This is a genomic window from Luteibacter sp. NPDC104163 (assembly GCF_055584245.1).
Genome location: NZ_JBVJMK010000010.1, coordinates 49,395 through 75,615, shown reverse-complemented (window position 1 = coordinate 75,615; position 26,221 = coordinate 49,395). Strand labels below are relative to the sequence as shown.

The 26,221-nt window shown below is 65.6% G+C and carries 26 protein-coding genes; 12 read left to right on the top strand and 14 right to left on the bottom strand.

The genetic code is table 11. The features are described 5' to 3' along the window. Positions 1–52: 52 nt before the first annotated feature. Positions 53–508 carry a DUF4232 domain-containing protein gene (locus ACZ6YI_RS13690; RefSeq protein WP_465779144.1) on the bottom strand — a complete coding sequence of 152 codons (456 nt, stop codon included), beginning with the start codon at positions 506–508 and terminating at the stop codon, positions 53–55. 126 nt (positions 509–634) lie between these two features. Between ACZ6YI_RS13690 and metF the strand changes: the two genes are divergently transcribed. From metF to ACZ6YI_RS13670, 4 genes are all read left to right on the top strand, one after another. Beyond that, a complete protein-coding gene (gene metF, locus ACZ6YI_RS13685; RefSeq protein ID WP_465779143.1) occupies positions 635–1,459 on the top strand; it encodes a methylenetetrahydrofolate reductase [NAD(P)H] in 825 nt (274 codons plus the stop codon). Between the two features lie 66 nt (positions 1,460–1,525). Then, positions 1,526–2,056, top strand: a complete 531-nt coding sequence (locus tag ACZ6YI_RS13680; protein WP_465779142.1) for a DUF4124 domain-containing protein — start codon at positions 1,526–1,528, stop codon at positions 2,054–2,056. Between the two features lie 74 nt (positions 2,057–2,130). After that, a complete protein-coding gene (locus tag ACZ6YI_RS13675; RefSeq protein WP_465779141.1) occupies positions 2,131–3,048 on the top strand; it encodes a branched-chain amino acid transaminase in 918 nt (305 codons plus the stop codon). A gap of 87 nt (positions 3,049–3,135) precedes the next feature. Continuing rightward, positions 3,136–4,008 carry a DUF2846 domain-containing protein gene (locus tag ACZ6YI_RS13670; RefSeq protein WP_465779140.1) on the top strand — a complete coding sequence of 291 codons (873 nt, stop codon included), beginning with the start codon at positions 3,136–3,138 and terminating at the stop codon, positions 4,006–4,008. Between the two features lie 66 nt (positions 4,009–4,074). On the opposite strand, the gene ACZ6YI_RS13665 is transcribed toward ACZ6YI_RS13670, so the two are convergent. From ACZ6YI_RS13665 to ACZ6YI_RS13635, 7 genes are all read right to left on the bottom strand, one after another. Further along, positions 4,075–5,358: a sensor histidine kinase gene (locus tag ACZ6YI_RS13665; protein ID WP_440329768.1), complete on the bottom strand. Its 1,284-nt coding sequence runs from the start codon at positions 5,356–5,358 to the stop codon at positions 4,075–4,077. Then, a complete protein-coding gene (locus ACZ6YI_RS13660) occupies positions 5,342–6,028 on the bottom strand; it encodes a response regulator transcription factor (protein ID WP_089975032.1) in 687 nt (228 codons plus the stop codon). The genes ACZ6YI_RS13665 and ACZ6YI_RS13660 overlap by 17 nt, the downstream gene beginning before the upstream one ends. A gap of 183 nt (positions 6,029–6,211) precedes the next feature. After that, complete coding sequence (gene rimK, locus ACZ6YI_RS13655; protein WP_440328735.1) at positions 6,212–7,147, bottom strand: 30S ribosomal protein S6--L-glutamate ligase; 936 nt, start codon at positions 7,145–7,147, stop codon at positions 6,212–6,214. Next, complete coding sequence (locus ACZ6YI_RS13650; protein ID WP_465779139.1) at positions 7,144–7,593, bottom strand: ATP-dependent zinc protease family protein; 450 nt, start codon at positions 7,591–7,593, stop codon at positions 7,144–7,146. Before ACZ6YI_RS13650 ends, rimK begins: the two co-directional genes overlap by 4 nt. 162 nt (positions 7,594–7,755) lie before the next feature. Further along, positions 7,756–9,063 (bottom strand): MFS transporter, encoded by a 1,308-nt coding sequence (locus ACZ6YI_RS13645; RefSeq protein ID WP_465779138.1) that lies wholly within the window; start codon positions 9,061–9,063, stop codon positions 7,756–7,758. Between the two features lie 141 nt (positions 9,064–9,204). Next, positions 9,205–9,576 carry a TIGR03067 domain-containing protein gene (locus ACZ6YI_RS13640; RefSeq protein ID WP_465779137.1) on the bottom strand — a complete coding sequence of 124 codons (372 nt, stop codon included), beginning with the start codon at positions 9,574–9,576 and terminating at the stop codon, positions 9,205–9,207. Positions 9,577–9,618: 42 nt separating this feature from the next. After that, positions 9,619–10,395 (bottom strand): HAD-IIA family hydrolase, encoded by a 777-nt coding sequence (locus ACZ6YI_RS13635; RefSeq protein ID WP_465779136.1) that lies wholly within the window; start codon positions 10,393–10,395, stop codon positions 9,619–9,621. A gap of 199 nt (positions 10,396–10,594) precedes the next feature. Between ACZ6YI_RS13635 and ACZ6YI_RS13630 the strand changes: the two genes are divergently transcribed. Then, positions 10,595–13,540, top strand: coding sequence for a bifunctional diguanylate cyclase/phosphodiesterase (locus ACZ6YI_RS13630; protein ID WP_465779135.1), 2,946 nt, complete (start codon positions 10,595–10,597; stop codon positions 13,538–13,540). Here the strand turns inward: ACZ6YI_RS13630 and ACZ6YI_RS13625 are convergent, their stop codons facing one another. The 4 genes from ACZ6YI_RS13625 to ACZ6YI_RS13610 all read right to left on the bottom strand — a co-directional run bounded on the left by ACZ6YI_RS13625 (position 13,541) and on the right by ACZ6YI_RS13610 (position 18,298). Further along, entirely contained in the window at positions 13,541–15,319 is a 1,779-nt protein-coding gene (locus tag ACZ6YI_RS13625) for a GGDEF domain-containing protein (protein WP_465779134.1), read from the bottom strand. Continuing rightward, complete coding sequence (locus tag ACZ6YI_RS13620; protein ID WP_465779133.1) at positions 15,316–17,058, bottom strand: GGDEF domain-containing protein; 1,743 nt, start codon at positions 17,056–17,058, stop codon at positions 15,316–15,318. Before ACZ6YI_RS13620 ends, ACZ6YI_RS13625 begins: the two co-directional genes overlap by 4 nt. Before the next feature lie 37 nt (positions 17,059–17,095). Beyond that, entirely contained in the window at positions 17,096–17,410 is a 315-nt protein-coding gene (locus ACZ6YI_RS13615) for a hypothetical protein (RefSeq protein WP_465779132.1), read from the bottom strand. Positions 17,411–17,473: 63 nt separating this feature from the next. Then, positions 17,474–18,298 carry an SAM-dependent methyltransferase gene (locus tag ACZ6YI_RS13610; protein ID WP_465779131.1) on the bottom strand — a complete coding sequence of 275 codons (825 nt, stop codon included), beginning with the start codon at positions 18,296–18,298 and terminating at the stop codon, positions 17,474–17,476. A gap of 208 nt (positions 18,299–18,506) precedes the next feature. On the opposite strand from ACZ6YI_RS13610, the gene katG reads away from it, so the two are divergent. Together katG and ACZ6YI_RS13600 are read left to right on the top strand one after the other, a co-directional pair. Next, positions 18,507–20,747: a catalase/peroxidase HPI gene (gene katG, locus ACZ6YI_RS13605; protein WP_465779130.1), complete on the top strand. Its 2,241-nt coding sequence runs from the start codon at positions 18,507–18,509 to the stop codon at positions 20,745–20,747. A gap of 193 nt (positions 20,748–20,940) precedes the next feature. Then, positions 20,941–21,867 (top strand): MASE1 domain-containing protein, encoded by a 927-nt coding sequence (locus ACZ6YI_RS13600; RefSeq protein ID WP_465779129.1) that lies wholly within the window; start codon positions 20,941–20,943, stop codon positions 21,865–21,867. Positions 21,868–21,941: 74 nt separating this feature from the next. Here ACZ6YI_RS13600 and ACZ6YI_RS13595 read toward each other — a convergent pair whose 3' ends face one another. Then, a complete protein-coding gene (locus ACZ6YI_RS13595; RefSeq protein ID WP_440328721.1) occupies positions 21,942–22,112 on the bottom strand; it encodes a hypothetical protein in 171 nt (56 codons plus the stop codon). A gap of 209 nt (positions 22,113–22,321) precedes the next feature. On the opposite strand from ACZ6YI_RS13595, the gene ACZ6YI_RS13590 reads away from it, so the two are divergent. Then, positions 22,322–22,552 carry an AbrB/MazE/SpoVT family DNA-binding domain-containing protein gene (locus ACZ6YI_RS13590; RefSeq protein WP_465779128.1) on the top strand — a complete coding sequence of 77 codons (231 nt, stop codon included), beginning with the start codon at positions 22,322–22,324 and terminating at the stop codon, positions 22,550–22,552. Further along, complete coding sequence (locus tag ACZ6YI_RS13585) at positions 22,552–22,983, top strand: PIN domain-containing protein (protein WP_440328717.1); 432 nt, start codon at positions 22,552–22,554, stop codon at positions 22,981–22,983. Before ACZ6YI_RS13590 ends, ACZ6YI_RS13585 begins: the two co-directional genes overlap by 1 nt. Here the strand turns inward: ACZ6YI_RS13585 and ACZ6YI_RS13580 are convergent. After that, positions 22,962–23,690: a nucleoside/nucleotide kinase family protein gene (locus ACZ6YI_RS13580; RefSeq protein WP_440328716.1), complete on the bottom strand. Its 729-nt coding sequence runs from the start codon at positions 23,688–23,690 to the stop codon at positions 22,962–22,964. The two genes, ACZ6YI_RS13585 and ACZ6YI_RS13580, sit on opposite strands and share 22 nt — an antisense overlap. Before the next feature lie 148 nt (positions 23,691–23,838). On the opposite strand from ACZ6YI_RS13580, the gene ACZ6YI_RS13575 reads away from it, so the two are divergent. From ACZ6YI_RS13575 to ACZ6YI_RS13565, 3 genes are read left to right on the top strand one after another with little or no spacing between them, the layout of a single operon-like run. Then, entirely contained in the window at positions 23,839–24,555 is a 717-nt protein-coding gene (locus ACZ6YI_RS13575; protein WP_465779127.1) for a nucleoside/nucleotide kinase family protein, read from the top strand. Then, positions 24,552–25,298: a nucleoside/nucleotide kinase family protein gene (locus ACZ6YI_RS13570; protein ID WP_465779126.1), complete on the top strand. Its 747-nt coding sequence runs from the start codon at positions 24,552–24,554 to the stop codon at positions 25,296–25,298. The genes ACZ6YI_RS13575 and ACZ6YI_RS13570 overlap by 4 nt, the downstream gene beginning before the upstream one ends. Next, positions 25,295–26,053 (top strand): aspartyl/asparaginyl beta-hydroxylase domain-containing protein, encoded by a 759-nt coding sequence (locus ACZ6YI_RS13565; RefSeq protein WP_440328712.1) that lies wholly within the window; start codon positions 25,295–25,297, stop codon positions 26,051–26,053. The genes ACZ6YI_RS13570 and ACZ6YI_RS13565 overlap by 4 nt, the downstream gene beginning before the upstream one ends. Positions 26,054–26,221: the final 168 nt, after the last annotated feature.

The following is a 26,221-nucleotide window of genomic DNA, read 5'->3' as shown; positions in this document are numbered from 1 at the left end:
GCGCTCCCACAAGAGATTGGCAATCCCGTTGTGGGAGCGCGCTTGCGCGCGATTACCCCGCACGCGTCAGCGGCGACTGCTCAAACTCGACAGCCTTCGCGCCTTCCCCGCACAGATGCCCGCTAATCCCGGCGGAAAGCACCTGCTTGCCGAAGCGCACTTCCACCTTCGCCGCGTCCACGCATTTCCCGTTGTCGTAGACATCCCCCGACACCCAGCGCAACGACGCCCGTGCGCTCGCGCCGGGCTCGAGCCTTACCGGCACCACGGCGGGCCCGGGATGCATGCCGACCGGCGCCTTGCGCACGGCCTGCAACGCGATGCCCTTCGCATCCTTCAGCGAGACGGTCGGCTGCCCGGGCACCGTGCAGGCCTGGCCGCTCTTGTTCGTCAGCACCAGCCACGTGCCGGCATGCGACATGCCGTTGAGATCGCCGTCGCCGGCATCGGTCGAAAGCGTGAGCATGTCGGCGGTGCAAGGCGGGATATTGGGCGTGAAGGCGAGCATGGGCCGGGCTCCGGGTGGTAGATGGACAGGCGACATCTTGCCCGAATCGGGTGAACCGCCGATTAGCCATCTTTCCATCTGGATGGAAAGATATATACTCCCGGCATCGTGTCCAGGTGCCCTGCCATGCCCGCTGTCAGCTTCGAATTCTTCCCGCCCAAGACCGACGAACAGCGCGAACAGCTCGACAAGGCCGTCGAACGCCTGAAAGAGCATGCACCCGACTATGTCTCGGTGACGTTCGGCGCGGGCGGTTCGACGCTGAGCTACACCGGAGATACGGTGCGCCGCCTGCGCGCGCAGCACGGCCTCTCCGTGGCACCGCACCTTTCCTGCATGGGTGGCACGAAGGCGGAGATCCGCGCCCTGCTGGACGAGTACAAGGAGCGCGGCTGCCGACGCATCGTCGCGCTGCGCGGCGACCTGCCTTCGGGCATGGCCACGCCGGGCGACTTCCGCTACGCCGCGGAACTGGTCGCCTACATCCGCGAGCACAGCGGCGATCACTTCCATATCGAAGTGGCCGCCTATCCCGAGATCCATCCCCAGGCCGAGAACGCGCTCGACGACCTGCGCCAATTCAAGGCCAAGTGCGACGCTGGCGCCAATGGCGCGATCACCCAGTACTTCTTCAACCCCGATGCTTACTTCCGCTTCGTGGATGACGTGACCCGCCTCGGCGTGAACCTGCCGATCGTGCCGGGGATCATGCCTATCGCGAACTTCAGCCAGTTGCGCCGGTTCTCCGAGCAATGCGGCGCCGAGATCCCGCGCTGGATCGTGAAGCGGATGCAGGCCCACGGCGACGACGCCACGGCCGTGCGCGAACTGGGCGCCGACGTGGTGGCCGAACTCTGCCGGCGCCTGCTCGATGGCGGTGCCCCCGGCCTGCATTTCTATACGATCAACCGGGCGCGGGCGACCACGGCGGTCCTCGAACGGCTGGCGTGAACGCGTGATGGCAAACGTGCGCGCCGTCACCGCGCGCTAAGCCGCCGTGTCCGATGATGGCGGCTCGTGCCACCACCTGCCGCCACCGTGATCCGCGCCGCCCTCCTGCTCCTTACGCTCGCCCTGCTGTTCGCCGCCGCCCCCGCTGCCGCCCAGACCGAGGTCCACCGCTGCGTGGGCAAGGATGGCAGCCCTGTCTTCACCGACCAGCCCTGCAGCAACCTGGGTGCCCGCTCGATCGCCCCGCCCGCGGCATCCAGTGTCGCTGCCCCGCAGGGAACGGCCCCCAGCACCGGCCTGCTGTGCGCCCAGGACATGGCGACCCTGCGGGTAGCGGTGGCCGAAGCCTTCAACCGGCGCGACGCCAACCGGATCGGCGGCCTGACCCTGTGGAATGGCTACGGCAGCGATGGCGCGGTGGACAACATCCGCAACCTCGACGCCACGGTCAAACAGACCCTGCTCTCGCTGGAGGGGGACGAAGCCGGCGGCATCGACGCGGTCACCCGGATCCCCGGGGGCGGCGGGGCGTCCCGCCATGTCCACTTCGGCGTCGTGCGCGAGTCCGGCTGCCTCTGGCTCCGCCCGCCCGCGTGACCGGCATGGCGCGCCGCGCCATGTAGCGCGGGGCGCTAGCCGTTATCATGGGCGGTCCCCACCGGAGCGCTCCCATGTCGCAGACTTACCCCGAATGGATCTGGCAGAACGGGCAGATCAAGCCCTGGGCTGAAGCCACGACCCACGTGATGGCCCATGCCCTGCACTACGGCTCGTCCGTGTTCGAAGGTATCCGCAGCTACGAGACGCCGGACGGCGCGGCGATCTTCCGCCTCACCGACCACCTGAACCGTCTCTTCCTGTCGGCCAAGATCTACGACATGGAACTGCCCTACACCGTCGACGAGCTGGCCGAAGCCTGCCGCGCGGTCATCAAGAAGAACAACCAGCGCGCGTCGTACCTGCGCCCGGTGGCCTACCGCGGCCTGGGCGGTTTCGGCCTCTCCGCCGAAACGCCGATCGACGTCGCCGTGGCCACGTGGCCGATGGGTCCCTACCTCGGGCCCGAGGCATTGCAGAACGGCATCGATGCCTGCGTGTCGAGCTGGCAGCGTTTCGCCCCGAACACCATCCCGGCGGGTGCCAAGGCCGGCGGCAACTATCTCTCCGGCCAGCTGATCGCGCGTGAAGCGCGCCGCCTCGGCTTCGGCGAGGGCATCGCCCTGGCCTCGACCGGCCTGCTCAGCGAAGGCGCGGGCGAGAACCTGTTCCTGGTGTTCGATGGCGTGCTCCACACCACGCCGGCCAGCGCCTCGATCCTCACCGGCATCACCCGCCACACCCTGATGACGCTGGCCCGCGAGGAAGGCATCGAGGTGGTCGAGCGCGACCTGCCGCGTGAGTACCTGTACCTGGCCGACGAGATCCTGATGTGCGGCACGGCCGCCGAGGTCACCCCGATCCGCTCGGTGGATGGCAAGAAGGTCGGCAGCGGCAAGGGCGGCCCGATCACCCGCCGCCTGCAGGACCTGTACTTCGGCCTGTTCAACGGCAAGACCCAGGACCGCTGGGGCTGGCTCGAGCCGGTCTGAGCCACTTGTGCTCCTCCCCTGGCGGCGCGCTACGATGCGCCCGCCAGGGAAACGCCAACCAGGACTGGCTAACAGGGGAGTCAACCAATGAAACGTACCTTCTTCGCCGCCGCGGCCATCGCGGTGGCGCTGCTCGTGAGTGGCTGTGCCAATGTGCAGAAAGCCAGCGAGGCCGATAGCGAACACGCCAAGGTGTTCAGCCCGATCGCCGATAAGGCGGTGCTCTACATCTACCGCGATGAAAGCATCGGCTCCGCCATCAAGATGCCCGTCTCGGTCGATGGCATGATGGTCGGTGAGACCGGACCGAAGTCGTTCCTCGAGCTGGCGGTGACGCCGGGCCACCACACCATCATGTCGCACACCGAGACCAACCCGACGCTCGATATCGATACCGAGGCGGGCAAGGCGTACTACGTGTGGCAGGAAGTGAAGATCGGCATGTGGGCCGCACGCAGCCTGTTGCATCGCATGTCGGATAGCGAAGGCCAGGCCGGCGTGCGCAAGTGCGAACTGCTGCAGACCATGGCGCCCGCGATGCGGATGAATGCCGCGGCGTCAGCGCCGGCGCGTGAAGCCGAAGCGCCCGCTCCGGCGGCTGCCGAACCGGTAGCCACGACCCAGGCTGCATCTTCGCCGGCTCCGGTGGCCCAGCCTGCCGCGGCGGTTGAGGCCGCACCGGCCACGGCCGCGGTCCCGGCCGCGGAAAGCGAGGGTGATTCCGCCCCCGTCGCTCAGCCCGCGCCGGGTGGCATCGCCGCGCTTGATGACCGTATCGGCAAGCCTATGTTCGATGCCGCGCAGGATGTCGCCTCGAAGCACCAGTGCGAGCGCCTGCTGCGCGTGCGCAGCGTGAGTGGTGACGACGCCCGCTTCTACAGCGCCTGCCCCGGCACGAGCACGCCTATCGAGATCGCGTGCCACGGTGCGGCTTGCAGCGAGGCTGCGCCGCACGGTTAAGCCCATCGCGCGCAAGCGCGCTCCCACAAGAGCGGTGTGGGAGCGCGCTTGCGCGCGATGCTTTTCTCAGCGGAAATCGATGGTGGAAATAGCGCCGGCCATTTCAGGGCGCGGGCGCAGCGACACATCCCAGCCGTACAGTTCGCACAGGCGGCGCACGATGGCGAGGCCGAGGCCCGCACCACCGCCGGTGGCGCTCTCGCCACGGATGCCGCGCTGGAACAGCTTCTCGGCGTCCTCGGGCTTGATGCCCGGACCCGTATCCAGCACATCGATGCGGCCATCGAGCACGCGCACGGTGACCTTGCCTTCCATCGTGTACTTGATGGCGTTGCCGATGAGATTGGTCAGCGCGACGGACAGCACCGATGCCGGCGCATTCACCGCGACGGTGCCATCGGACACCAGTTCGATCTCGATGGGCTTGCCACCCATCTGCGGGCGCTGGCTCTCGATCACGTCGCTGGCCACCTTGGCCACGTCCGTCACTTCACCACGCGTCGGCCCGCGACGTTCCGCGCGCGAAAGCAGCAACAGGGCTTCGATCAGTTCGGTCGCCTGGCGTGACGCACGCTCGATGCGCTTGAGGCGCTCGCGCAGCTTGTCGGTCATATCCGGCGAACCTTGCAGCAACTCCGTGGTGCTGGCGATCACCGCGAGCGGCGTACGCAGTTCGTGGCTCACGTCGGAATTGAATTCACGGTCGCGCTCGACGACGGCGGTAAGGCGCGTGGCGTACTCATCGAGCGCCACCGCCAGCTCGCCCACTTCATCGTCGGCGAAATGCGGCGCCAGCGCCTCGGCCTTGCCGACGCGGCGGAAGTCACGCAGGCGGCGTGCGAGATCGGTCACGGGCCGCAGCACGCGCGAGGAAAGCCACACGCCGAGCACCAGCGAAAGCAGGCCGAACAGGAACACCGCTGCAATCACGCTGGTGACCAGCTGGCGTTTGCCCAGCTCATCGCGCGATACATCGAACTGGATGAAGTTGATCAGGCCACCGGCTCGACGCACCGCCACCTTGTAGTGATGGCTCTTGCCGTCCTTGTCGTCCTCGAAGACATCGTGCACGCCGGTGTCGAGGCCCTGCCATGCAAGCGGCGCCTTGTAGATCGTGCGATCGCTGAATGTCGCCGCCTTGACGATCTCGATCGCAGGCGGCTCGTTCGGATTGGCCTGAACCTTCTGGTTCAGCGAGTCGACCTCGTCCTGCAGCGCCGAGTTGATCAGCTGCTCTTCGACGCGCGTGCGGATGTTGAGTGCGGCGAATGCGAACAGCGCACTCAGGCCGAACCCGAACAGCGTGAACGTGACGATCAGGCGGAAGCGGAGCTTACGTCGGGACCGCATCCGGGTCGACCATGCGATACCCGATACCGTGGCGGGTGTGGATCAACGGCTTCTCGAACGGTTTGTCGATAGCGGCGCGCAGGCCATGGATATGCACGCGCAGGGAATCCGAATCCGGCAGTTCCTCGCCCCACACGCGCTGTTCGAGATCCTGCCGCGTCACGACGGACGGGCTGGCCTCCATGAGCGCCTGGAGCAGCTTCAGGCCGATCGGGTTGAGCTGGATGGATTTGCCTTCGCGGGTGACCGTGAGGGTATCCAGGTTGTAGGTGAGGCCGCCGACCTTGAGCACGCGGCTCTGCGGGCCCTTGCCACGGCGGGCCAGCACCTCGAGGCGGGCCGCCAGTTCCTGCAGGGCGAACGGCTTGGTCATGTAATCGTCCGCGCCGGACTCGAAGCCGGTGAGCTTGTGCTCCAGCGAGTCGCGGGCGGTGAGCATGAGCACCGGGGTCTGCTTGTGGGCTTCGTGGCGCAGTTTCTTCGCGACATCGAGCCCGTCCATCCCCGGCAGGGTCAGGTCGAGCACGATCACGTCGAAATCGTGAACCACGGCCAGGTGCAGGCCGGTGACGCCGTCGCCGGCAAAATCGACGACATGGCCCCTGTCCTCGAGGTAATCCCCGATGTTGGTGGCGATGTCGGTGTTGTCTTCGATGACCAGGACGCGCATTGCGGCACTCCGTTGTGCTGTCGCAAAAGTATTGCGACAACAAGCTTAACGGGGAATCCGTGAACCGGACAGCATTAAAAGAAAGGCCCGGGCGGAAACCCGCCCGGGCCGAAAGAACTACTGCCCCGATACCGTCACTCCGACTCGCGGAATCACAGTGGGACCTTTATAGGGGGTCGTCGTTTAAATCGCTGTTAACCCCTTGGGAGACCTGGCCTTGCGGACCTTGGGCGCGACCGGGCGGGCCGCGTGGCGGGCCTCGCAGTGGGCGATGATGGCCCCGGCCACGTCCACCCCGGTGCTGCCTTCGATGCCTTCCAGGCCCGGCGAGGCGTTCACTTCCAGCAGCAGCGGGCCGCGGGACGAGCGAAGCAGGTCCACGCCGGCCACCTCCAGGCCGAGGGCCGATGCGGCCTCGATGGCGACCCGGCGCTCCTCATCGGAGAGCTCGACCGCCGCGGCGCTGCCACCCCGGTGCAGGTTGGCCCGGAATTCGCCCGGGGCCGAGGAGCGCTGCATCGAGGCCACCACCTCGTTGCCGACTACGAAGCAGCGCAGGTCGCTGCCGTTGGCCTCGCGGATGAATTCCTGGACGAGGAAGTTGGCATAGAGACCACGGAAGGCCTCGATGACGCTCTGCGACGCGGAGCGCTTCTCGGCCAGCACCACGCCGGCACCCTGGGTACCTTCGTTGAGCTTGATGATGTGCGGGGGGTCACCCAGCATGGCCAGGAGATCGCTGGTGTCATCCGGGTTATCGCCGAAGGCCGTCAGGGGCATGTCGATACCGCGGGTCGCCAGGATCTGCAGGCAGCGCAGCTTGTCGCGGGCGCGCAGCACGGCGTCCGAGGGATTCGGGGTCATGACCCCCATCAGCTCCAGCTGGCGAAGCACGGCCGTGCCGTAGAAAGTGCTCGACGCGCCGATGCGCGGGATCACGCAGTCGATCGGCCCCAGCGGCTTGCCCTTGAAGTGGATGGCGAACGACTGCGGCGCGATGCTCATGTAGCAGCGCAGCGGATCGAGCACTTTCACCGTGTGCTTGCGCTTGCGCGCCGCCTCGACGAGGCGCTGCGTGGAATACAGCCGCGCGTTGCGCGACAGGATGGCGATCTTCATGTGGGTTCCCGGACGGCGCGGCGCGGCGTCTGCGAATAGGAAAGCGAAGGGTCGACACGGAAGCGCCCAAGCAGCGCCGTCCGGCCGAGCAAAAGGGGAAACAGCATGTGCCGCCGGTTGGTCAGGTTCACCTCGGCCAGGAAGCGCTGGCCGGCGAGCTCGATCTCGGCTTCGATGAACCAGCGCTCGGTGGTGTGGCCACCGGAATCGGTCACGGCACGGCGGCCGAGGGCACGGGCCTCGCACGGGGCGGAGAGGCCGCCCTTGCGGGTCGTGCGCACCTGGAAGCACAGCCACGTGCCGTCCGCGCGTTCGTCCACTTCCAGCCACTCGACGTGCAGCGACGACGTGCGCGCGCCCGTGTCGAGTTTTGCCTTGAGATGGGAAACCCCTAGCGACGGAAGGGCGAGCCGTTCGCGCCAGCCAAGGGTGATGACATCAGTCATGGGTCTGGAGCGCGTCGAGGGTGGGGGAACGACAAGGCCGTGGGGAACCGGCGGGTTACGCCGCGAAGCATGCCGAACGCCCGGCGCGGTTTGCAACTACCGCGATGTGACGAGCCGTTCAGGCGCCCTCACGCGGATGAAGCGGCCGTGAAACGGCAGGCTTCATCCCAGGTAGCTGCGGCTCCGTGACGACAGCAGGTACAGCCCGCAACCCACCCCGACCAGGGCGACCGCGCCGACATAATGGGCCGGCCCAAGGCCGCCGGCTGACTTCGCCAGGAAGCCCACGAGCAGCGGCGTGGCCGCGCCGCAGATCGCGTAGGCGATGTTGTAGGACAACGAAATCCCGGAGAAGCGGATCGCCGGCGGGAACGCCGCGACCAGCACGGCGGGGATGACCCCGGCTACGCCGGCAAACAGCCCGGCCAACGGGTACAGCACCATCATGTTCGCCCCGCCCGCGTGCAGGTCCAGGTACAGCAGGTACGTAGCGACCGGCAGGCCGATGGAACCCACCAGCAAGGCCATGCCGCGGCCGACGCGGTCGACCAGCAGGCCGCCAAAGAAACAGCCGAAGCAGAGTGCCAGCGCGGCGAGGCTGCCGCCGCTGAACGCACGCGCCTGGTCGATCCCGAACGCGGTCTGCATCAACGTGGGCGTCATGAGGATATCGACGACGATGGCCGCGGTGAGCACCCAGGTCACCAGCATGGACAGGATGGTGCCCGCGCGGTGGTCGCGCAGCACGACCCAGGCCGGCAGTTCCGCGCTCAGCTCCTTCCGTTCGCGCATGCGGGCGAACACGGGGGTCTCGCTCAGCCAGCGGCGCAGGTACACGGCGAAGAAGCCGAAGATGCCGCCGAGAATGAAAGCGATGCGCCAGCCGTAGGAAAGCATGTCTTCCGGCGACAACCGGGCGCTCAGCCCCGCGGCGACCAGCGAACCGATAAGGATGCCGGCGGTGAGTCCGGAGGTCAGGCTCGCGCAGGCCAGGCCGACGCGATTCGGCGGAACGTGTTCGGCGACGAAGACCCAGGCGCCGGGGATCTCGCCACCGATCGCAAGACCTTGCACCACGCGGAAGAGGGTCAACAGGATGGGCGCGAGCAAGCCGATGCTCGCGTACGTCGGCAACAGGCCGATCAGCAACGTGGGCACCGCCATAAGGAACACGCTGAGCGTGAACATGCGCTTGCGCCCCACCCTGTCCCCGAAGTGCGCCATGACGATACCGCCCAGCGGCCGCGCCAGGTACGCCACGGCGAACAGGCCGAAGCCCTGCAGCTGCGCGACGAAATCCGAGGCACCGGCAGGGAAGAACAGATGGCCAATGGTCTTCGCGAAGTACACGAAGATCACGAAGTCATAGAACTCCAGCGCGCCGCCAAGGGCCGCAAGCACCAGCGTCTTCGCATCGCTACGGCCAAGCGTGCGCTGGCCGTCCAGGGAGGTATCGGGAATAGCACTCATGCGGCAGATGAGAAACGAGCGACGCCAGGCAGGCAATCACCCAAAGGTATCAAAACCCGCCTTGTTGTAGGAGCGCGCTTGCGCGCGATAGGCCTTGCCGCAAGCCCCATCGCGCGCAAGCGCGCTCCCACGACGCCGCTCTTAACCGACGCGGCGGAAGGTGCGCATCGTCAGCCCGGGCGTTGTCGTGAACGCCTTCGGAGGCTGCTCGCCCTCGTTACCGGCGATGAACACGAAATCATCGCCATCCAGGACATAGCTGGCAGGCAGGATCTTGCCAGCATCCACACCCATCGCATCGACCCAGTAGATGGCCTTCGGATTGAGCGATTCGTCGATCGAAAACGTGCCATGCAGGAACTGCATGCCATCGGTCGCACGGACGTCGAAGGTGTTGCCATAGATCCGCGTGATCGCGCCGGGGGAGCCGTGGTCGTCCGGCGGATCCAGGACGCCGTCGGCTTCGTAGCCGATCTGCTCCCAAAGACCCTGGAGTGCGTCGAGATCTTTCATGGGTTCGTTCCTTCGAATCTTGGGTGTGTCATGTAGGAGCGGTCAGGAGTCTAGAAGGTCCGCTACGGAATTCAGGATCTCTGCCGGGCGGAACGGGTACATCTCCACTTCCGCGCGTGTCGCGATGCCGCTGAGCACGAGCACCGTGTGCAGGCCGGCCTCGATGCCCGCGACCACGTCGGTATCCATGCGGTCGCCGATCATGCCGGTGCTGTGCGAGTGCGCACCGAGCTTGTTCATCGCCGAGCGGAACATCATCGGGTTGGGCTTGCCGACGACGTACGGCTCCCGGCCGGTGCACTTGGTGATCAGCGCCGCCACCGCGCCGGTGGCCGGCAGCGGACCTTCCGAACTGGGGCTGGTCGCATCCGGGTTGGTGCAGATGAAGCGCGCGCCATTGCCGATCAGGCGGATGGCCTTGGTGATCGCCGCGAACGAATAGGTCCGCGTCTCGCCCAGCACCACGTAGTCCGGTGCCGTGTCGGTCATGATGAAGCCGGCCTCGTGCATGGCCGTGGTCAGCCCCGCCTCGCCCATGACGAAGGCCGAGCCGCCGGGCGACTGGTCCTTCAGGAACGCCGCCGTGGCCAGGGCCGATGTCCAGAGCTGCTCCTCGGGCACGTCGAGCCCGGAGCGGCGCAGGCGCGCGCTCAGGTCACGCGGGGTGAAGATCGAGTTGTTCGTGAGCACGAGGAACGGCGTGCCGCGCTCGCGCCACTGGCGGATCAGCTCGGGGGCACCCGGCAAGGCCTTGTTTTCATGGACGAGCACGCCGTCCATGTCGGTCAGCCAGTAGGCGATGTCGTTGCGGTCGACCACGGGAACTCCAGGGGAAAGGGCATTCGATCCCGAAGCATACCGCCATCGCCGGCACGTGGACTTGAAGCAAGGCGTCCTTGCACACGAAAGGAGCGCAAGGTGTGGTAAAGGTGACCCTCGCGGAACCAGGGGGTAACCGCGAGGATGGCCCGCCTCCAGGGCGGGCACCCGACCGAGCAGGCATTTCGTGGCAGATTTCGTGTCCCGCCAATCCATCCGCCTGATCCGCATGGCGGGCGTCATCGTGGGTATCGCGCTCGGCGTCGTGCTGGCCACGGTGCTCGTGCATGACCACAACCGGCGCACGGCCGCTTCGCGCAGCCAGGGCATGGCATTGGCCCATGGCGCCCAGCGGCTGCTGATGGAGCGCCTGCATGGCCTCCAACTGGCCATGCAGGGGCTGGCGCGGGACACCCAGGATATCGACGGCACCGCGCCCGCGCAGGCCGCGCAGCTGATCGCCAAGAACATCGCGGGCCTCAGCTCGCGCAAGGCCGAGCTCAGCGACCTGATGCTCGTGGATGCCCAGGGCAAGGCGATCACCGGCGGCACGCCTGACCCCCGGATCACCGAATGGGCGGCCCACGAGGCCGACGCCCCGGCAACGCTGACCATGGGGCCGTTGCGGCGCGATCGCCAGGGCCACTGGACCATGCCCATCGCCGTGCCGGTCTCCTCCGGCGGGTGGGTCTTCGCGCGACTGCGCCAGGTCCAGTTTCAGGACGTGGTGGACCATATCGACGCGGGCCGCCACGGCGTGACGGCCATCACCGACCGCTACGGGATCATTGTGGCCCGCTCGGGTGCCGAGCCGGATGTCGTCGGCCAGCCGACGAGCGTGCTGTGGGAGCCCGCCCGACCCGGCACGGATATCGGCATCAGCAAACTGGATGACACCGAGCGGCTGGTCGCTTCCGCGACGTGGAAGGAGTACCCGATCGGGGTGGGCGTCGGTATCGCCGTCCGCGACTACATGGGTCCCTGGTACAGCTTCCTCGGCGTCAGCATCGCCGTGTGGGTGCTGTACTGGCTGGGTTTCGCCTTCCTCAATCGCCGCGTGACCGACGCCGCCGTCGTGCAACGCCGTTACGTAACCGAACTGACCGAGACCACCGAACGCTGGCGGCAGGCGCAGAAGCTTGGCCACACCGGCACGTGGCGCGCCGACGCCCGGCGCAACCGCCTCACCTGGGATACGCAGGTGGAAGCCATGCTCGGATTGTCGGCCCGCGGCGAAGGCGTCGACGATGCCATGTTCTACAGCCACATCCATCCGGACGACGTGGAGCGGGCACGCGAGGCCTTCGTCAGTGCGTGGAAGAGCGGCAAGACGCTGAACCTCGACTTCCGCTGGCTCCGACCCGATGGTACCCAGCGCTGGATCTCCGGCACCGGCGCCATCACCAGCGCCGACGGCGACAAGGCCATGACCGGCACGGTGGTCGATGCCACCGACCGCATCGAAACCCAGCGCCAGCTCGCCGAAGCCGAACAACGTTTCCGCCTGATGTTCGAACGTACGCCCCTGCCCGCCTGGGTGTTCGACATCGACAGCCTGGAATTCCTCGAGGTGAATGCGGCCGCGGTGCGCAACTACGGCTACTCACGCTACGAGTTCCTGCGCATGGCGGTGATCGATATCCGGCCCGAATCGGAAATCGCCCCGTTGCAGCACGCGCTGGCCACGCAGGACACGGCGACCATGGCTAGCCGCACCTGGGTGCACCGGCGCAAGGATGGCAGCCTGCTCGACACCCGCATCCACACCACGCCGGTCGAATTCATGGGACACCACGCGCGCCTGGTGCTGGCCGAAGACGTCACGGAGCGCAGCCGTGCCGAGCGCGACCTTGCATGGCGGGCGACGCACGACATGCTCACTGGCCTCGCCAATACCGAAGCGCTCACCGATTTCCTCGACCGACGGTTTGGCACGCGGCGCTGGTACGAGGTGATTTACGTGCACCTGCGCGGCCTGGACCTCATCTCAGACACCTACGGCCTCGAAGCCGGGCGCACCGTCCTGCAGCAGGTCGGCCGCCGGTTCGCCACGCTGGGGTCGGACTTCGGCATGGCGGCGCACCGGCCGAGCGAGCGGTTCCTGCTGGCCGTCATGCACCCGGACAAGCGCGAGCGCGCGGTGGAAGCGTTGACGGCCGCGGTCACCGAGCCGGTGTTGCTCGATGGCACGTGGCATGCGCTGGATCCGGAGATCGGCGTGGCGACGCACCCTGCCGATGGCGCGAGTGCCGAACAGATCATCGCCGCCGCCGCCATGGCAGCGCATTTCCATGGCGAAAGCTCGGGTGCCCCACGGCCGTTCGACGCATCCATGGCGGAGCGTTCGATCGAGCGCATGCGCATGGCGTCGCGCATCCGCCAGGCCATCGACCAGAATGAGTTCGTGCTGCACTTCCAGCCCATCCTCGACGCAAGGACTGGCCATGTTCAGAAGCTGGAGGCATTGCTCCGCTGGCCCGTCGCCGATGGCACGTTCATCCGACCGGAGGATTTCATTCCGCTCAGCGAGGAAACGGGGCTCATCGTCGATATCGGCCGCCGGGTCTTCGAAGAGGCCGCGCAATGTCATGTGGCATTGGCGCGAGCAGGCCATCCCGAGCTCCCCATCGCGGTGAATGTCTCCGCGGTCCAGTTCCAGCGCACGGATGTCGCAGCCGACGTCGGGGCAGCCATCAGTCGATACGAGCTTCCGCGTGGCGCGCTCGCGATCGAACTTACCGAAAGCAGCCTCATGTCGAATCGCCGCTCGGCCATGGCTGCCATGCGCCGGCTCAGCGCGCAGGGCACCCATGTGTCGCTCGACGACTTCGGCACCGGCTTCTCGAGCATGGCCTACCTCCGCGACCTGCCGATTGACTCACTGAAGATCGACAGGGTGTTCGTGAGCGATGTCGCGACCCATGAACGATCGGCGTCCATCTGCCGGGCGATCATCACGCTTGCCCACACGTTGGGCATGACCGTCGTGGCGGAAGGCGTGGAGACGCAGGATCAGCTCGACTGGCTCGTCACCGCGGGCTGCGACAGCGTCCAGGGCTTCCACCGCGCGGCGCCCATGGCGTTTGATGCGCTGGTGGATTTCCTGAAGGGCCAGCCCGCGGCTCGCACGGCCATGCAGGACTGATCAGGCGCGCAGGGTGCCGCTCGCCCGCATTCCAGGCATGACCCTGTTGCGGCCGCCGCGCTTCGCTTCGTAGAGCGCGGCGTCCGCGTCGCCTCGCAGCTGCTTCAGTCCATAGCCCGAGAAGAGGGTCGAAGAGACGCCGGCGCTGGTCGAGCACGACACCACCTGCCCATCGACCGTGATGCTGCTTTGCTCGAGCGTGTCGCGGATATCCTCGGCGATCGCCAGGCCCTGCTCCGGCGTGCAATCCGGTAGCAGGACGCCGAATTCCTCACCACCAAGGCGACCCAACAGATCCCGGCTACGAAGACGCGAACGGCACACGTCGACGACGTGCTGCAGGACCCGGTCGCCGGCCGCATGTCCGTAACGGTCATTCACGCTCTTGAAATGATCGAGGTCCAGGAGGATGACGCAGCCTGCCGCCTTTCGATCGGCCATATCCAGCAGCGCCAGCTCCACCGCCTGCATGAAATACTGGTGGTTGGCGATACCGGTCAGGCCATCGTGGTGGGCCAGCCATTCGAAGCGACGCCTCGACCGGCTTACGCGGAACAACCAGAAGACGACGGAAAGCACCACGGCCGCGAGCAACACGACATAGAGGCGCCCGATCTCCAACGACTTCTTCGTAAGGAGTTGCTCCGCACGCAGCACGTCGTTCTTGCGCGCGAGATTCTCCGCCTCGACCTTCTCCACCAGGGTTCGTTGCCGTACTGCCTGGTAAGCGAGTGATCGCGCGCGCTCATCATCCAGGTTGCCGTGGTCCTGTTCGGAGAATTTCTTGAAGTAATCCAGGGCCGCGTCGACGTCACCGCGTTTCTTCGCGACCTTGTAGAGCACCTCGTAAGCATCGCGCAGCCAGACATCGATGTCGGCCGTGTCGTACATACCGACCACCTCGAGGGCCTTCAGGCGGGCCTCCTCGTCGCGGCCGAGCGCGTAATAGGCCTGAACGCGCTGTGTCGTAAGCGATGTCAGTGCCGTATGGAAGTTCGTGGCGGCTACGGACGGCGCAATGCGGTCCAGTATCACGAGCCCCTCCGCCGGCCTGTGCTCCTCGATCAGGGTCTCGCTTTTCGTGAGCCAAAGCATGTTGGTGAACACGGGATCCTTCACGGCTTCGCACGCGGCGATGCCATTCGTGAACAGGGGATCATCCGAGCGGAGTTTGTGCGTGCTGTAGCGCGCAGCGACTTCAGCCGCGATGGGCCGGCACATGTTTTCGTCTTTCGGGACCACGTCGGCCATCATCTGCGCATAACGGATCGCGATCTCCGGCTGCCCGGAGAAGTTCATCGATTGCGACAGGTTGTTGAGCAGGTCGTAACGCGCATCCGGGTCTCGCGATGCCTCCAGCATGGCTACGGCTCGCCCGGCGAGTGAGAACACTTTCTCGTACTGCTTGGTAAACGCATAGGCCGACAGCAACTTACCCATCGATTTCGCCGCAAGCCGCGGGTTACCCGAATGGTCGACGATATCCTGGTACGTAGCGGTCGCTTCGACATAGCGACCGTTGTAGCTCGCTTCCCAGGCATCGAGGTAGCGCAACTCCCAGCGCTGTGAGTCCGTCAACACGGGGTTCTGCTCGTGGATCTTCGCCAGCGTGGCGGCAAAGCGCGGATGGTCCGCGAGCTGGATCGACTTGGCGGATGCGATGAATGCATCGACGTTGCCTTCCGTCGACGACGTGCCGGCGGCGACGAGTGCCAGCGCCACTGCAAGCACGCGGGCGAGCATGGCTCGCTCACGCGGGAACATCCATAGAAGGTTCACGCGTTGACGAGTCCGATATCCTGGAAATCAGTCATCACGCGATTGCGGCCCATGTTCTTTGCGCGATAAAGCGCCGCATCAGCCTCGCGACGAATCCGCTGCAAGCCATACCCGGAAACCTTCGTGCATGCGACGCCGATGCTGGCGGAATACTGAACCACATGGCCATCGACGGTGACCGGTGTCGTTTCCATCGCCGCCCGTATGCAGTTGGCGATCACCACGCCCTGCTCGGCCTGGCACTCGGGCAGGAGGATGCCAAATTCCTCGCCTCCAAGGCGCCCGAAGAGGTCCGCGGGGCGAAGCTGCTGCCGGCATGTCGCCGTGGCCCGCTTGAGTACTTCGTCACCCACGGCATGGCCGTATGTGTCATTCACGAGCTTGAAGTGATCCAGGTCCAGAAGGACCAGGCACGCCGGGGCCTTGCGCCGTTCGAGCTCGTGCAGCCCCCGTTCGAGCTCGGTCATGAAGTGCTGGTGATTCGCCACCCCGGTCAAGCCATCGTGGCACGACATCCGTTTGAATCGCAGTTGCGATCGCTTCGTCCTGATGAGCCAGAACACGACCGACGCAAGGAGCACCGCCAGCAGGGCGATGTGGAGGCGCCCAGCCTCCACCGCCTTCTCGGTGAGCGACTTCTCGAGCGTGAGGACACCGTTCTGATGAGCCAGCTTCTCGGCCTCAAGGCTCTGCAGGAGCGTTCGCTGCTGCACCGCCTCGTACGCCAGGGTACGAGCCATGAGGTCGTCGAGGTTCCCACGCTCCTGCTCCGCGTATTTCTGGTAATAGGCCAGTGCGACGGCGTTGCGCTTTGCGCGCTTTTCGACCTCGTACAGGACGTGGTAAGCGTCGGAGAGGAAATTGTCCATTTCGCCCGCGCGGAACAGCGCGATGGTCGCCAGCGCAGCGGTACGGGCGTCCGCATCGCGGTTCAGGGCGAGGTAGGCATTCCCGCGCTGGCTATACAAGGCAGCCGTACCCTGGAAATAGCCCACCTTCTCGATGGAAGGCGCGATGCGATCCAGGATAGCCAACGCGGCTTCGGGCTTTCCAACCTCGATGAGGCGAGCCGTCTTCGTCAGCAGGTTCATGTTGGTCCACACCGGAGAGCCCGCGCGGGTGCACTCGTCGATCGCGCGCGTGAGTTCCGGGCTATCGGGTGCGATCCCCTGCGTGTAGCGTGCGGCCATCTCTACGGACATGGATACGCATGCCGATTCGCCGGGAAGGAGGTCGGCCCGCATCATCTGCGCATACTTGATACCGAGGTCGGGGTGACCGGCATCGTTCATCGTCTGCGAAAGATTGGAAAGCAGGGAATGGCGCGCTACGGGATCCTTCAGGGCCGGGAGCGCCGCGATCGCACGTCGTGCCAATACAAACGCTTCCTCGTACCGATGGTTGATGCTGTAGTTCTGTATCAGCATGCCTATCGCCCTGGCGCTCAGGCCGGGATGGCCAGAGTGCTCGAGGACGTCACGAGCCAGCTTTTCCGCCTCCTCGTAATGTCCCTGGAACTGGGCTTCCACCGCCTCAAGCGTACGAATGCGCCATTGCTGCCCAGGCGTCACATGGAGATCGCTGGACTTGAGTTCTGCAAGGATCGCCGCGAAGCGCGCATGGTCCGTCATCCGGACAGCGTCGGCCTGCTCCAGAAGTGAGGAGACATCGACGGTGGAGGCCGATGCGGCCATGCCGGCCGCTGGCCACGCCAGCATGGCGACGGCCAGCCAGGCCATTGCGTGATGCCAGCGCCGTGGCTTCACGCAGGCAACGTCAGTGGACGTCGGCGGGATGGGAGAAACTCTGCGGCTCATCGTCGGCCTCACTCTCTTCCTCATCATCGACCGGCGTGGGAACGTGCAGCGGTGCCGGCTCATCGGTATAACCGCCATTGCCATGGTTCGGCTTGCCCATCACCCGGATGCCAAATTCCTGGCCGAGCAGTGTGCTGTCCCGTTGCGCGGCGGCGCTTGCGAGCACGTCCGTCGCGCCCGCGGCTTTCAGGCGCCTCGCGAGTTCATCGGGCGGCAGGCGGCGCAGCGACGCGTCGCGGCCCACGGCTTCGAGCAGGTCAATAGAGTCCGACATACGTATACCCCTGAAACGCGGAAGGCCCCCTGCCCCCTTTGCGTTCCGTGCATTATGTCACGGTTACGTGACGGACTCTGTTGCAGTGTCCAGCGCCCTGAGGCGCGCCCAGACGTCGGGGACCGGCACCATCTTACGGGCCGGTGGCAACACGACCGTCTCCGCCACCGTCATGTCGACCCGCGGGAGGTCGCGCAACGCCACCCGTTCCATGCGCGGCGGATCGATCGGCAGTGTGGCGCACCGGTAGATCGTTATTTCGTGGTCGAGGGGATAATCACGACCCAGCCGGTCAACGAGGACCTGTCGGTAGGCCGCCCCTGTGTTATCGAGGCGCGCCATCGTAGTGTCTCCCACCAGTGCAACCTGCCATAGGACGACGTAGCCAGCCGTATCGAGCTGCCGGTCGTACAGGAGAAACTGACTGGCCTCGAAATGCTGACAGCCATAGCGCCCAGGGTCGATGCCAAGGTCGGCGTACAGGCAATCCTCGGACGATACGCCCGCCTCCATATGGGCCTCGAAGCCCTCGGCGCGCGCTGTTTCGATCGCCTTGTGGGGCGTCCACGCAAAGATGCCGGGGTGGCCATAGAATACCGCGCAAACCCGCTTTCCCATCCGGACTTCCGCCATGATCAGGTCCAGCCATTCCTGGTAAGTCACCATCCTCGACTTCCCTTCGGCATAGTTGCCTTGCAGGCTACGCACGTCGGGATTCATACGCGTGAGCCACTCCTCGACCAGGTGATCCGACATGGCGGCAAACACGACATCGGCCTGCTCGATGTAGCTTCTGGAAATCGGAGTCAGGTGGGAACCCAGCGTCATGCCCATGCCTACCAGGGCGAGACTGCCGGTCTTCGAAACGCTTGTGGTTGGCATATGCATCCGCGGATCGTAGGGCAAATCCGGCCACAGCCACATAGGCCATTTGCGTAGGCATACGGCCGAGGCACGATAGACGCAGCCTCTTGTCATCATAAGATCAATCAATTTCTGCAATGTTCATCCACAGGCCTATGATCGAGTTATTGCGTTAGTCACGGGACGCCGGCGGGCCTGCGTCTCCGAAGCCAACCCCCAGTGGAGAAACGCGATGTCGAGTGAATCGAAGTGCCCGTTCAACCATGCCGCGGGCGGCGGCCAGACCAATGACGACTGGTGGCCCGACCGGCTACGGGTCGACCTGCTCAACCAGCATTCGTCGCGATCCAATCCCCTGGGCGACGACTTCAACTACGCCGAGGCCTTCAAGTCGCTGGACTATGCCGCGCTGAAGAAGGACCTCGAGGCGCTGATGACCGACTCGCAGCCCTGGTGGCCGGCGGACTTCGGCCACTACGGCGGCCTGTTCATCCGCATGGCCTGGCATAGCGCCGGCACCTATCGCATCGGCGATGGCCGTGGCGGCGGTGGCCGTGGCCAGCAACGCTTCGCGCCGCTCAACAGCTGGCCCGATAACGTCAGCCTGGACAAGGCGCGGCGCCTGCTGTGGCCGATCAAGCAGAAGTACGGCAACAAGATTTCCTGGGCGGACCTGCTGATCCTGACCGGCAACGTCGCCCTGGAGAGCATGGGCTTCAAGACGTTCGGTTTCGCCGGCGGCCGCGAGGACACCTGGGAACCCGACCACGACGTGTACTGGGGCGCGGAGACCGAATGGCTCGGCGGCGATAACCGCTACGGCAAGGTCACCCCGAAGGACGATGGCGTGCTCGTCGCCGACCCGCACCTCCACGGCAAGGAAGAAGACCGGACCGAGGGTGGGCGCAACCTCGAGAACCCGCTGGGTGCCGTGCAGATGGGCCTCATCTATGTGAACCCGGAAGGCCCGGAGGGCAACCCGGACCCGGTGGCTGCCGCGCACGACATCCGCGAAACCTTCGGCCGCATGGCCATGAACGATGAAGAGACCGTCGCGCTCATCGCGGGCGGCCATTCGTTCGGCAAGACGCACGGCGCCGGCGATGCCAAGAACGTGCTGGCCGAGCCGGAAGCCGGCTACCTCGAGCAGCAGGGCCTGGGCTGGCGCAATGAACTGGGCAGCGGCGTGGGCGCCGATGCGATCACCAGCGGTCTGGAAGTCACCTGGACGCAGACGCCGACGAAGTGGAGCAACCTGTTCTTCGAGAACCTGTTCGGGTTCGAATGGGAGCTCACCAAGAGCCCGGCCGGCGCCAACCAGTGGGTCGCGAAGGGCGCGGAAGCGTCGATCCCCCTGGCCTTCGACCAGAGCAAGAAGCAGCTCCCGACCATGCTGACGACCGATCTGTCGCTGCGCATGGATCCGGCCTACGAGAAGATCTCGCGGCGCTTCCTCGAGAACCCCGACCAGTTCGCCGACGCCTTTGCCCGCGCCTGGTTCAAGCTGACCCATCGCGACATGGGCCCGCTCTCGCGCTACCTCGGCCCGGAAGTGCCGAAGGAAGAACTCATCTGGCAGGATCCCCTGCCCAAGGCCGACCATGCGCCCGCGAGCGAAGCGGAACTGAAGGCGCTCAAGGAAAAGGTGCTGGCCTCCGGCCTTTCCGTGGCCGAACTGGTATCGACCGCCTGGGCTTCCGCGTCCACGTTCCGCGGCGGTGACAAGCGTGGCGGCGCCAACGGTGCGCGCGTACGCTTGTCCCCGCAGAAGGAGTGGCGGGTGAACAACCCGGCCCAGCTGGCCCGGGTGCTCGAGAAGCTGGAAGGCATCCGCAAGGAAGCGAGCGCGAAGATTTCGCTCGCGGACCTGATCGTCCTTGCCGGCGGCGCAGCCATCGAAAAAGCGGCGAAAGATGCGGGCCACGACGTGACCGTACCGTTCTCGCCCGGTCGCACCGATGCGTCGCAGGAGCAGACCGACATCGCCTCGTTCGAGTCGATGGAGCCGATCGCCGATGGGTTCCGCAACTTCGTGAAGGGCCACTACCGGGTCCCGGCCGAAGCGCTGCTGATCGACAAGGCCCAGCTGCTGACGCTCACGGCGCCGGAGATGACGGCGCTGGTGGGCGGCATGCGCGTGCTCGGCGCGAACTTCGATGGCGGCAGCACGGGCGTCCTGACCGACCGCCCCGGCCAGCTGACGAATGACTTCTTCCGCCACCTGCTCGATATGAAGTACGAGTGGAAGCCGACGTCGCCAGCCCGCCACGAGTTCACCGGAAGCGAGCGCGGTGGCGGGAAGGCGCGCTGGACCGCCAGCCGCGTCGACCTGGTATTCGGCTCCAACTCGGTGCTGCGCGCCCTGGCCGAGGTCTATGCCCAGGACGACTCGGGCAAGAAGTTCGCCAGGGATTTCGTCGCCGCATGGGCGAAGGTGATGGACCTCGACCGCTATGACCTGAAACGCCGGTAAGCCGTTGTGCCACCCAAGGGCCACCCGGCGCGAGCCGGGTGGCCTTTCACATCCGGACGGCCCCTGGATGCGTTAGCCTAGACGCAGATTCGGCAACCTTTTTCAGAACTGAGGTACGGATCGCAATCGCGCAGGATTTTCCGAGCGGGTTCATGGCACGCTTGGCAAATACCGACACTCATGGGGAGTAGACGTGAACGGAAGCACGGCTCACAGGGTCACCTGGGTACAACTGTTCGCACTCGCTGCCGCTTACGCGGCGGTTTACGAGTTCGCGCGCTACCTGACCATCTCGCACTGGATGCTCACCGCGGGCCTCCGGCTCGCGTGCCTTTTCCTCCTGCCCATCCGGTACTGGCCGGCCCTGATCCTGGGCGAGGCACTGCCGTCGTTCGAAAATGCCCTGCTCCATGTGCCGGAGTTTGGCGGCGCATGGGCCCTCGCGGCCGCTGTCCCCATGGTGCTCCTGTGGATACCCGTCGTACGTCCGCTGCGCCAGCGCTGGCCGCTACGTACCGCGGATGGCGCGCTGCGGGCGGGCGTGGTGCTCGCTGCGACCCTGGGGTGCGCGGCCGTCACGGCCGTTTCCACCACGATGGAACTGGAAGCCGCCCTGCTCTCGAATCCGGGCGTCTGGCCGGACATCTCGATCAATGACTACTTCTGGGCTTATCTCCTCGGTGCGTACCTGGGCGCGCTGACCCTGACGCCCACGGTGCTGGCGATCCACGAACGCGTGACCGCCGTTCCCCGCTTCAGCGTTTCGCTGGTATGGAAAAGTGCGTTATCGCGTGACCTGCTCGCCTGGATCCTTCCCATCTGCGCCGGACTGGCGTGGGTGGCCATGGCTACCTCCCAGGATGGTCTCCGCCAGGCCGCTCGCCTGGCCCTGATCCTGCCCATCTTCGCCGCAGCCATACGCCACGGCTGGCATGGCACCGCACTCGCGGGCATGGCCGCCAGCGTCGCCCTGGCCATAACGGGGGTAACCCTGCTCGAGCCAGAAATGATCCGCTGCCAGGCGGTGCTGGCGTTGTGCATCTCCGGAACGCTGCTGATGGGCTCCAGACTGCCCGTCCGCGCCACGCTGGCATCACCGCTCACACGCGTGAGGCGGTGATGCCAGGGTGCGCACCCGTCATCGTTGAAGCATTCCGCGCAGTGTCAAAAGTGTTGCGTTGAGTGTCGTGCCGATCAGTTGAACTTGACGCTGCACTCGGCGGGGTTCTTGCAGTTCACGGGGACGACCTGTACCCGGGCGTGATCGCCTGAAGTGACAGGGGCGGATACGGCGGCAGCGCTGCCAGCAGCGAACGACAGGGCGATAGCGGCAACGACAACGGCCGAACGGACGAGGGTACGCATGGTGGATCTCCTGCTGTGGTGGTTGGAGACCCTAGCGTAGCGCCCGACTTACACAGAAAACGCAGTATCCCGGCGGCTTGGGATGAGCGTATTCGGCACACCGGGCACATCGTGTTGGCAACGTTCACGAGAACGTTTACGGCCACTCTCGCGTACACCGCGCACTTTGAGGATATACTTATATTGACTGTATATCCCCGGAGAGTACGATGCGCGTATCAAAGTGGGGCAACAGCCTGGGCATTCGCCTGCCGGCTGCCGTCGTGGAGGCATTGGGTTTGAAAGAGGGAGATGACGTCGTGCTTTATGCAAAAGGAACCCGCGAATTCGCCGTCGAGCGCGGCCCGCGCGATGAAGAAGTACTGCAGCGCCTGCGTGCCATGGGTAGCAAGCTGCCCGCCGATTTTCGTTTCGATCGCGATGACGCCAACGAGCGCTGATGGAAGGGCTCAACTTCCTCGACAGTAACGTCGTCCTGTATCTGCTCTCGCCCGATGCAAAGAAACAGGCCATCGCGCTGGAGCTGCTGTCGCGCAGGCCAGCCATCAGCGTGCAGGTGCTTAACGAGGTCACCAACGTTTGTCGAAAGAAGGCCGCGATGTCGTGGGACGACATCGCTATCTTCCTCGCCGACGTTCGACATTTCTGTTCCGTCGTGCCGCTGACGACGGAGATCCACGACAGCGCGCGCCGCCTTGCGCGACGACACCAGTTGTCGTTCTACGATGCGAACATCGTCGCCGCCGCCATCGATACCGGCGCAGCCGTCGTCTGGTCGGAAGACATGCATGACGGCCTGGTGATCGAGCACACCGTCACCGTGGTGAATCCGTTCCGCAAACCCGCGACTTATCCGCCTGCGGGCGTGTAACCCTTCGCAGCCATGGTCGCGGCGACAGCCGCTTCGACGTTGGCAATCACGGTTTCAAGCGGCTGGTTGGCATCGATCTCCACGATCGGCGCGCCGCTGTAGCGAAGCAACGGAGTCACCGCGATCTTGCGCGCAAGCGCGTCGCGGCGGTGATCCGGTTTGCGCGCACAGGCCACATCCAGATCGACGTTCAGCCGCAACACGAGATCCGGTTTGTGGCTCGCCATCCACTCGAACACCGAGTGCTCGTAACGCGCCAGGCGCACGACGAGGCCAGAGCCCTTCGTTGTGTCGGGGAAGCCCGGGCCATCGTAGGCACCGGGAATTTCCACCTGGGGGAAGCGATCGGTGACGACGATCAGGCCCTGGTGGCGCAGCGCCAGCATGCGCTTGAAGCGAAGCTTGCGACGCAACGTGAAACCGGTAATCACCAGCGCGGGGAACAGCGTCGGCTGCTTGTCTTCCTTGATGCGGTCGTTCACGCCATCGACCTTGCGCTTGATAGCGCGATCGAGCATCGGCCCGATGAGCGGCCAGCGCGCCATGGCGCGGGCGATGTTGCCCGACTGCTTGCCAAGGTGCACACGGCCCGCGGGGCCATAACGGGTGATCCAGCTGGCCACGTGATCGCATACCGTCGATTTGCCCGAGCCATCGGTACCGATGATGGCGATCAGGGGAGCCATGGTGTCAGGCTGGGCGGGCATGCGGTGTCGTTTCCTGGAAGGTGAGCGTCGAAAAGGATAGCAGCGCACGGCGGGCAACGGGCCCGGGAAAGGGCAACGTAGACGTGCATGACGGGGCGGGAATACCATAAAAGGCATTGTCTGCAACGCCCTGCCCGGTGGGCCCTCCGTGTCCGAACACCCTGATTCCTCTCAACGCCTGCGGGTCGTTGCCCTTACCGGCTGCGACGGATCGGGCAAATCCACACTGGCTGATTCACTCGTGGCGCGTCTGCGTGAGCAGGGCCCGGTCGAACAGCTGTACCTCGGCCAGTCGTCGGGGCGCATCGGTGAATGGATCCGTGAACTGCCGGTCGTCGGCGGCCCCCTGGGCCGTTACCTGACCCGGAAGTCCGACCGGGTCCACGACCGGCCGAAGCAGGCGCCCGGTGGCGTGACGGCGCTGGCGATCTACCTGCTCTCGCGCTGGCGGGCCCATAAATACCGGCGCATGCTGCGCGTTTGCCGCAGCGGGACCCTGGTGGTCACCGACCGCTACCCGCAGGCCGAGATCCCCGGCTTCCTATTCGATGGCGCCGAACTGGCGAAGACCCAGGGCGGCTCATGGTGGGTGCGCTGGCTGCGCGCACGCGAGCAGAAACTGTACGCGTGGATGGCCACGGGCGTGCCCATGCTGGTGATCCGCCTCAACGTGGATGAAGCCACCGCGCACGCCCGCAAGCCCGACCACAAGCTGTCGTCGCTGCGCGCCAAGATCGCCAACCTCCCCCTCCTCAACTTCAACGGCGCGCACATCGTGGATCTCGACGGCCGTGACAGCCCCGGCTTCGTCCTCGACGAATCGCTGCGTGCCGTGCGCGCGGCGCAAGGGAGCCTGCAGCCATGACCCACGAACGCGATGACGCCCCGCTCCCGCCCATTCCCGGCCTGATCGCCGTGGTCGGTTGCGATGGCACCGGCAAATCCACGCTTACCCACGACCTGCTGCGCATCCTGGGCAAGCACGTGCCGACCGAGCGCCGTTACCTCGGCCTCATCTCCGGGGAGAGCGGCGCGAAGATCAAGGAGCTCCCGCTGATCGGTCCGCGCCTGGAGAAGCGCCTGGCCGCCAAGGCCGCGCACGCACAGGACATGAAGAACAAGCCGCCCGGCGTCTGGGGCGCGCTCATCATGTATGCCCTATCCGTGTGGCGCGAAGGACAGCTGCGCAAGGTTTGCCGGCTCGCCGAAAGCGGCACGCTGGTCATCACCGACCGCTTCCCGCAGGCGGAAGTGAGCGGCTTCCGCTATGACGGCCCGGGCCTCGGCATGGAGCGCAGTGAACACTGGCTCGTGCGGAAGCTGGCCGCGCGCGAGCAGCGTTTGTACAAGCGCATGGCGCGCTACCGGCCGATACTGGTGATCAAGCTGGATATCGACGTGGCGACGGCCTACGCGCGCAAGCCCGACCACAGCCGCTCGGAGCTAAGCGACAAGATCGCGGTGATGGCGCGCCTTCAATACAACGGTGCGCCGCTGTTCGATCTGGATACTCGCGCCCCGTACCCCGATGTACTGGCACGGGCCCTGCGCGCCGTTACGGCCGTGGTGCCCGCCCTGCCATCCAACCTGCCAGCCGAGGCATCGTGAACACCACTCTTTCGAACGCTCCGCAGGCGCCGCTGTGGCGCCGGCTGCTCATCCGCTCCGGCAAGCGCTTCCTGCGCTGGAGCGGCCGCTTCCAGGCGAAGCACTCGCTGGTCGCCACCACCCCGGTGCTGCCGAATGACACGTTCGACTGGGTGCCCCGGCTCGAGGCCGCCTGGCCCGATATCCGCCAGGAGCTCGACCACCTGCTCAAGCACCCGGAGGACATCCCGGCGTTCCACCAGATCTCCCCCGACCAGAAGCGGATCTCGAAGGGCGATAACTGGAAGACCTTCGGCTTCTACGTTTACGGCAAACGCGTGGACGAGAACTGCGCGGTCTGCCCCCGCACGGCGGCCGCCCTGGATGCCCTGCCGGGCATGCGCAGCGCGATGTTCTCGATCCTGCAGCCCCGCTACCGGATCGCGGCGCACAAGGGCCCGACCAAGGCGGTCATCCGCGCCCACCTGGGCCTGCGGGTGCCCCAGGACTGGGAAAACGTGTGGATCCGGGTCGATGACCAGATCCTTCACTGGCGTGAAGGCAAGGTCGTACTTTTCGACGACAGTTTTGAACACGAAGTTCACAATGACACCGACGAGCTCCGCGCGGTGCTGTTCATCGACATCGACCGCCCCTCGGACCGGCTGGGTACCGCCTTTAACCGATTGATTTTCTGGCTAATCAGCATCAGCCCCTATGTTCGCCAGCCGATCCGGAACATGGCGAAGTGGAACAAGGACCACGCCCGGAACTAGGCGATAATCGCGTCCGAATTCACACAAAACTTACAAGAAAGGCGTATAGGGACTTACGAAAATCTGAGTAAATTCTTAACATAGCCGCCAATTAGGGTACCATTAGGTTCAGTAATGGCCTTGCAACCATCCGGTGCTGTCCCCAACTGACGCGAAGCCTGCGTCAAA

Coding starts and splice junctions, on each gene's coding strand:
- ACZ6YI_RS13645 (WP_465779138.1), bottom strand. CDS start 9,063: ATGAGTGCTATTCCCGATACCTCCCTGGACGGCCAGCGCACGCTTGGC.
- ACZ6YI_RS13595 (WP_440328721.1), bottom strand. CDS start 22,112: ATGCGTACCCTCGTCCGTTCGGCCGTTGTCGTTGCCGCTATCGCCCTG.
- ACZ6YI_RS13590 (WP_465779128.1), top strand. CDS start 22,322: ATGCGCGTATCAAAGTGGGGCAACAGCCTGGGCATTCGCCTGCCGGCT.
- ACZ6YI_RS13610 (WP_465779131.1), bottom strand. CDS start 18,298: ATGCATATGCCAACCACAAGCGTTTCGAAGACCGGCAGTCTCGCCCTG.
- ACZ6YI_RS13670 (WP_465779140.1), top strand. CDS start 3,136: ATGAAACGTACCTTCTTCGCCGCCGCGGCCATCGCGGTGGCGCTGCTC.
- ACZ6YI_RS13665 (WP_440329768.1), bottom strand. CDS start 5,358: ATGCGGTCCCGACGTAAGCTCCGCTTCCGCCTGATCGTCACGTTCACG.
- ACZ6YI_RS13660 (WP_089975032.1), bottom strand. CDS start 6,028: ATGCGCGTCCTGGTCATCGAAGACAACACCGACATCGCCACCAACATC.
- ACZ6YI_RS13615 (WP_465779132.1), bottom strand. CDS start 17,410: ATGTCGGACTCTATTGACCTGCTCGAAGCCGTGGGCCGCGACGCGTCG.
- ACZ6YI_RS13675 (WP_465779141.1), top strand. CDS start 2,131: ATGTCGCAGACTTACCCCGAATGGATCTGGCAGAACGGGCAGATCAAG.
- ACZ6YI_RS13650 (WP_465779139.1), bottom strand. CDS start 7,593: ATGACTGATGTCATCACCCTTGGCTGGCGCGAACGGCTCGCCCTTCCG.
- ACZ6YI_RS13580 (WP_440328716.1), bottom strand. CDS start 23,690: ATGCCCGCCCAGCCTGACACCATGGCTCCCCTGATCGCCATCATCGGT.
- katG (WP_465779130.1), top strand. CDS start 18,507: ATGTCGAGTGAATCGAAGTGCCCGTTCAACCATGCCGCGGGCGGCGGC.
- ACZ6YI_RS13690 (WP_465779144.1), bottom strand. CDS start 508: ATGCTCGCCTTCACGCCCAATATCCCGCCTTGCACCGCCGACATGCTC.
- rimK (WP_440328735.1), bottom strand. CDS start 7,147: ATGAAGATCGCCATCCTGTCGCGCAACGCGCGGCTGTATTCCACGCAG.
- ACZ6YI_RS13620 (WP_465779133.1), bottom strand. CDS start 17,058: ATGGCCTGGCTGGCCGTCGCCATGCTGGCGTGGCCAGCGGCCGGCATG.
- ACZ6YI_RS13640 (WP_465779137.1), bottom strand. CDS start 9,576: ATGAAAGATCTCGACGCACTCCAGGGTCTTTGGGAGCAGATCGGCTAC.
- metF (WP_465779143.1), top strand. CDS start 635: ATGCCCGCTGTCAGCTTCGAATTCTTCCCGCCCAAGACCGACGAACAG.
- ACZ6YI_RS13570 (WP_465779126.1), top strand. CDS start 24,552: ATGACCCACGAACGCGATGACGCCCCGCTCCCGCCCATTCCCGGCCTG.
- ACZ6YI_RS13585 (WP_440328717.1), top strand. CDS start 22,552: ATGGAAGGGCTCAACTTCCTCGACAGTAACGTCGTCCTGTATCTGCTC.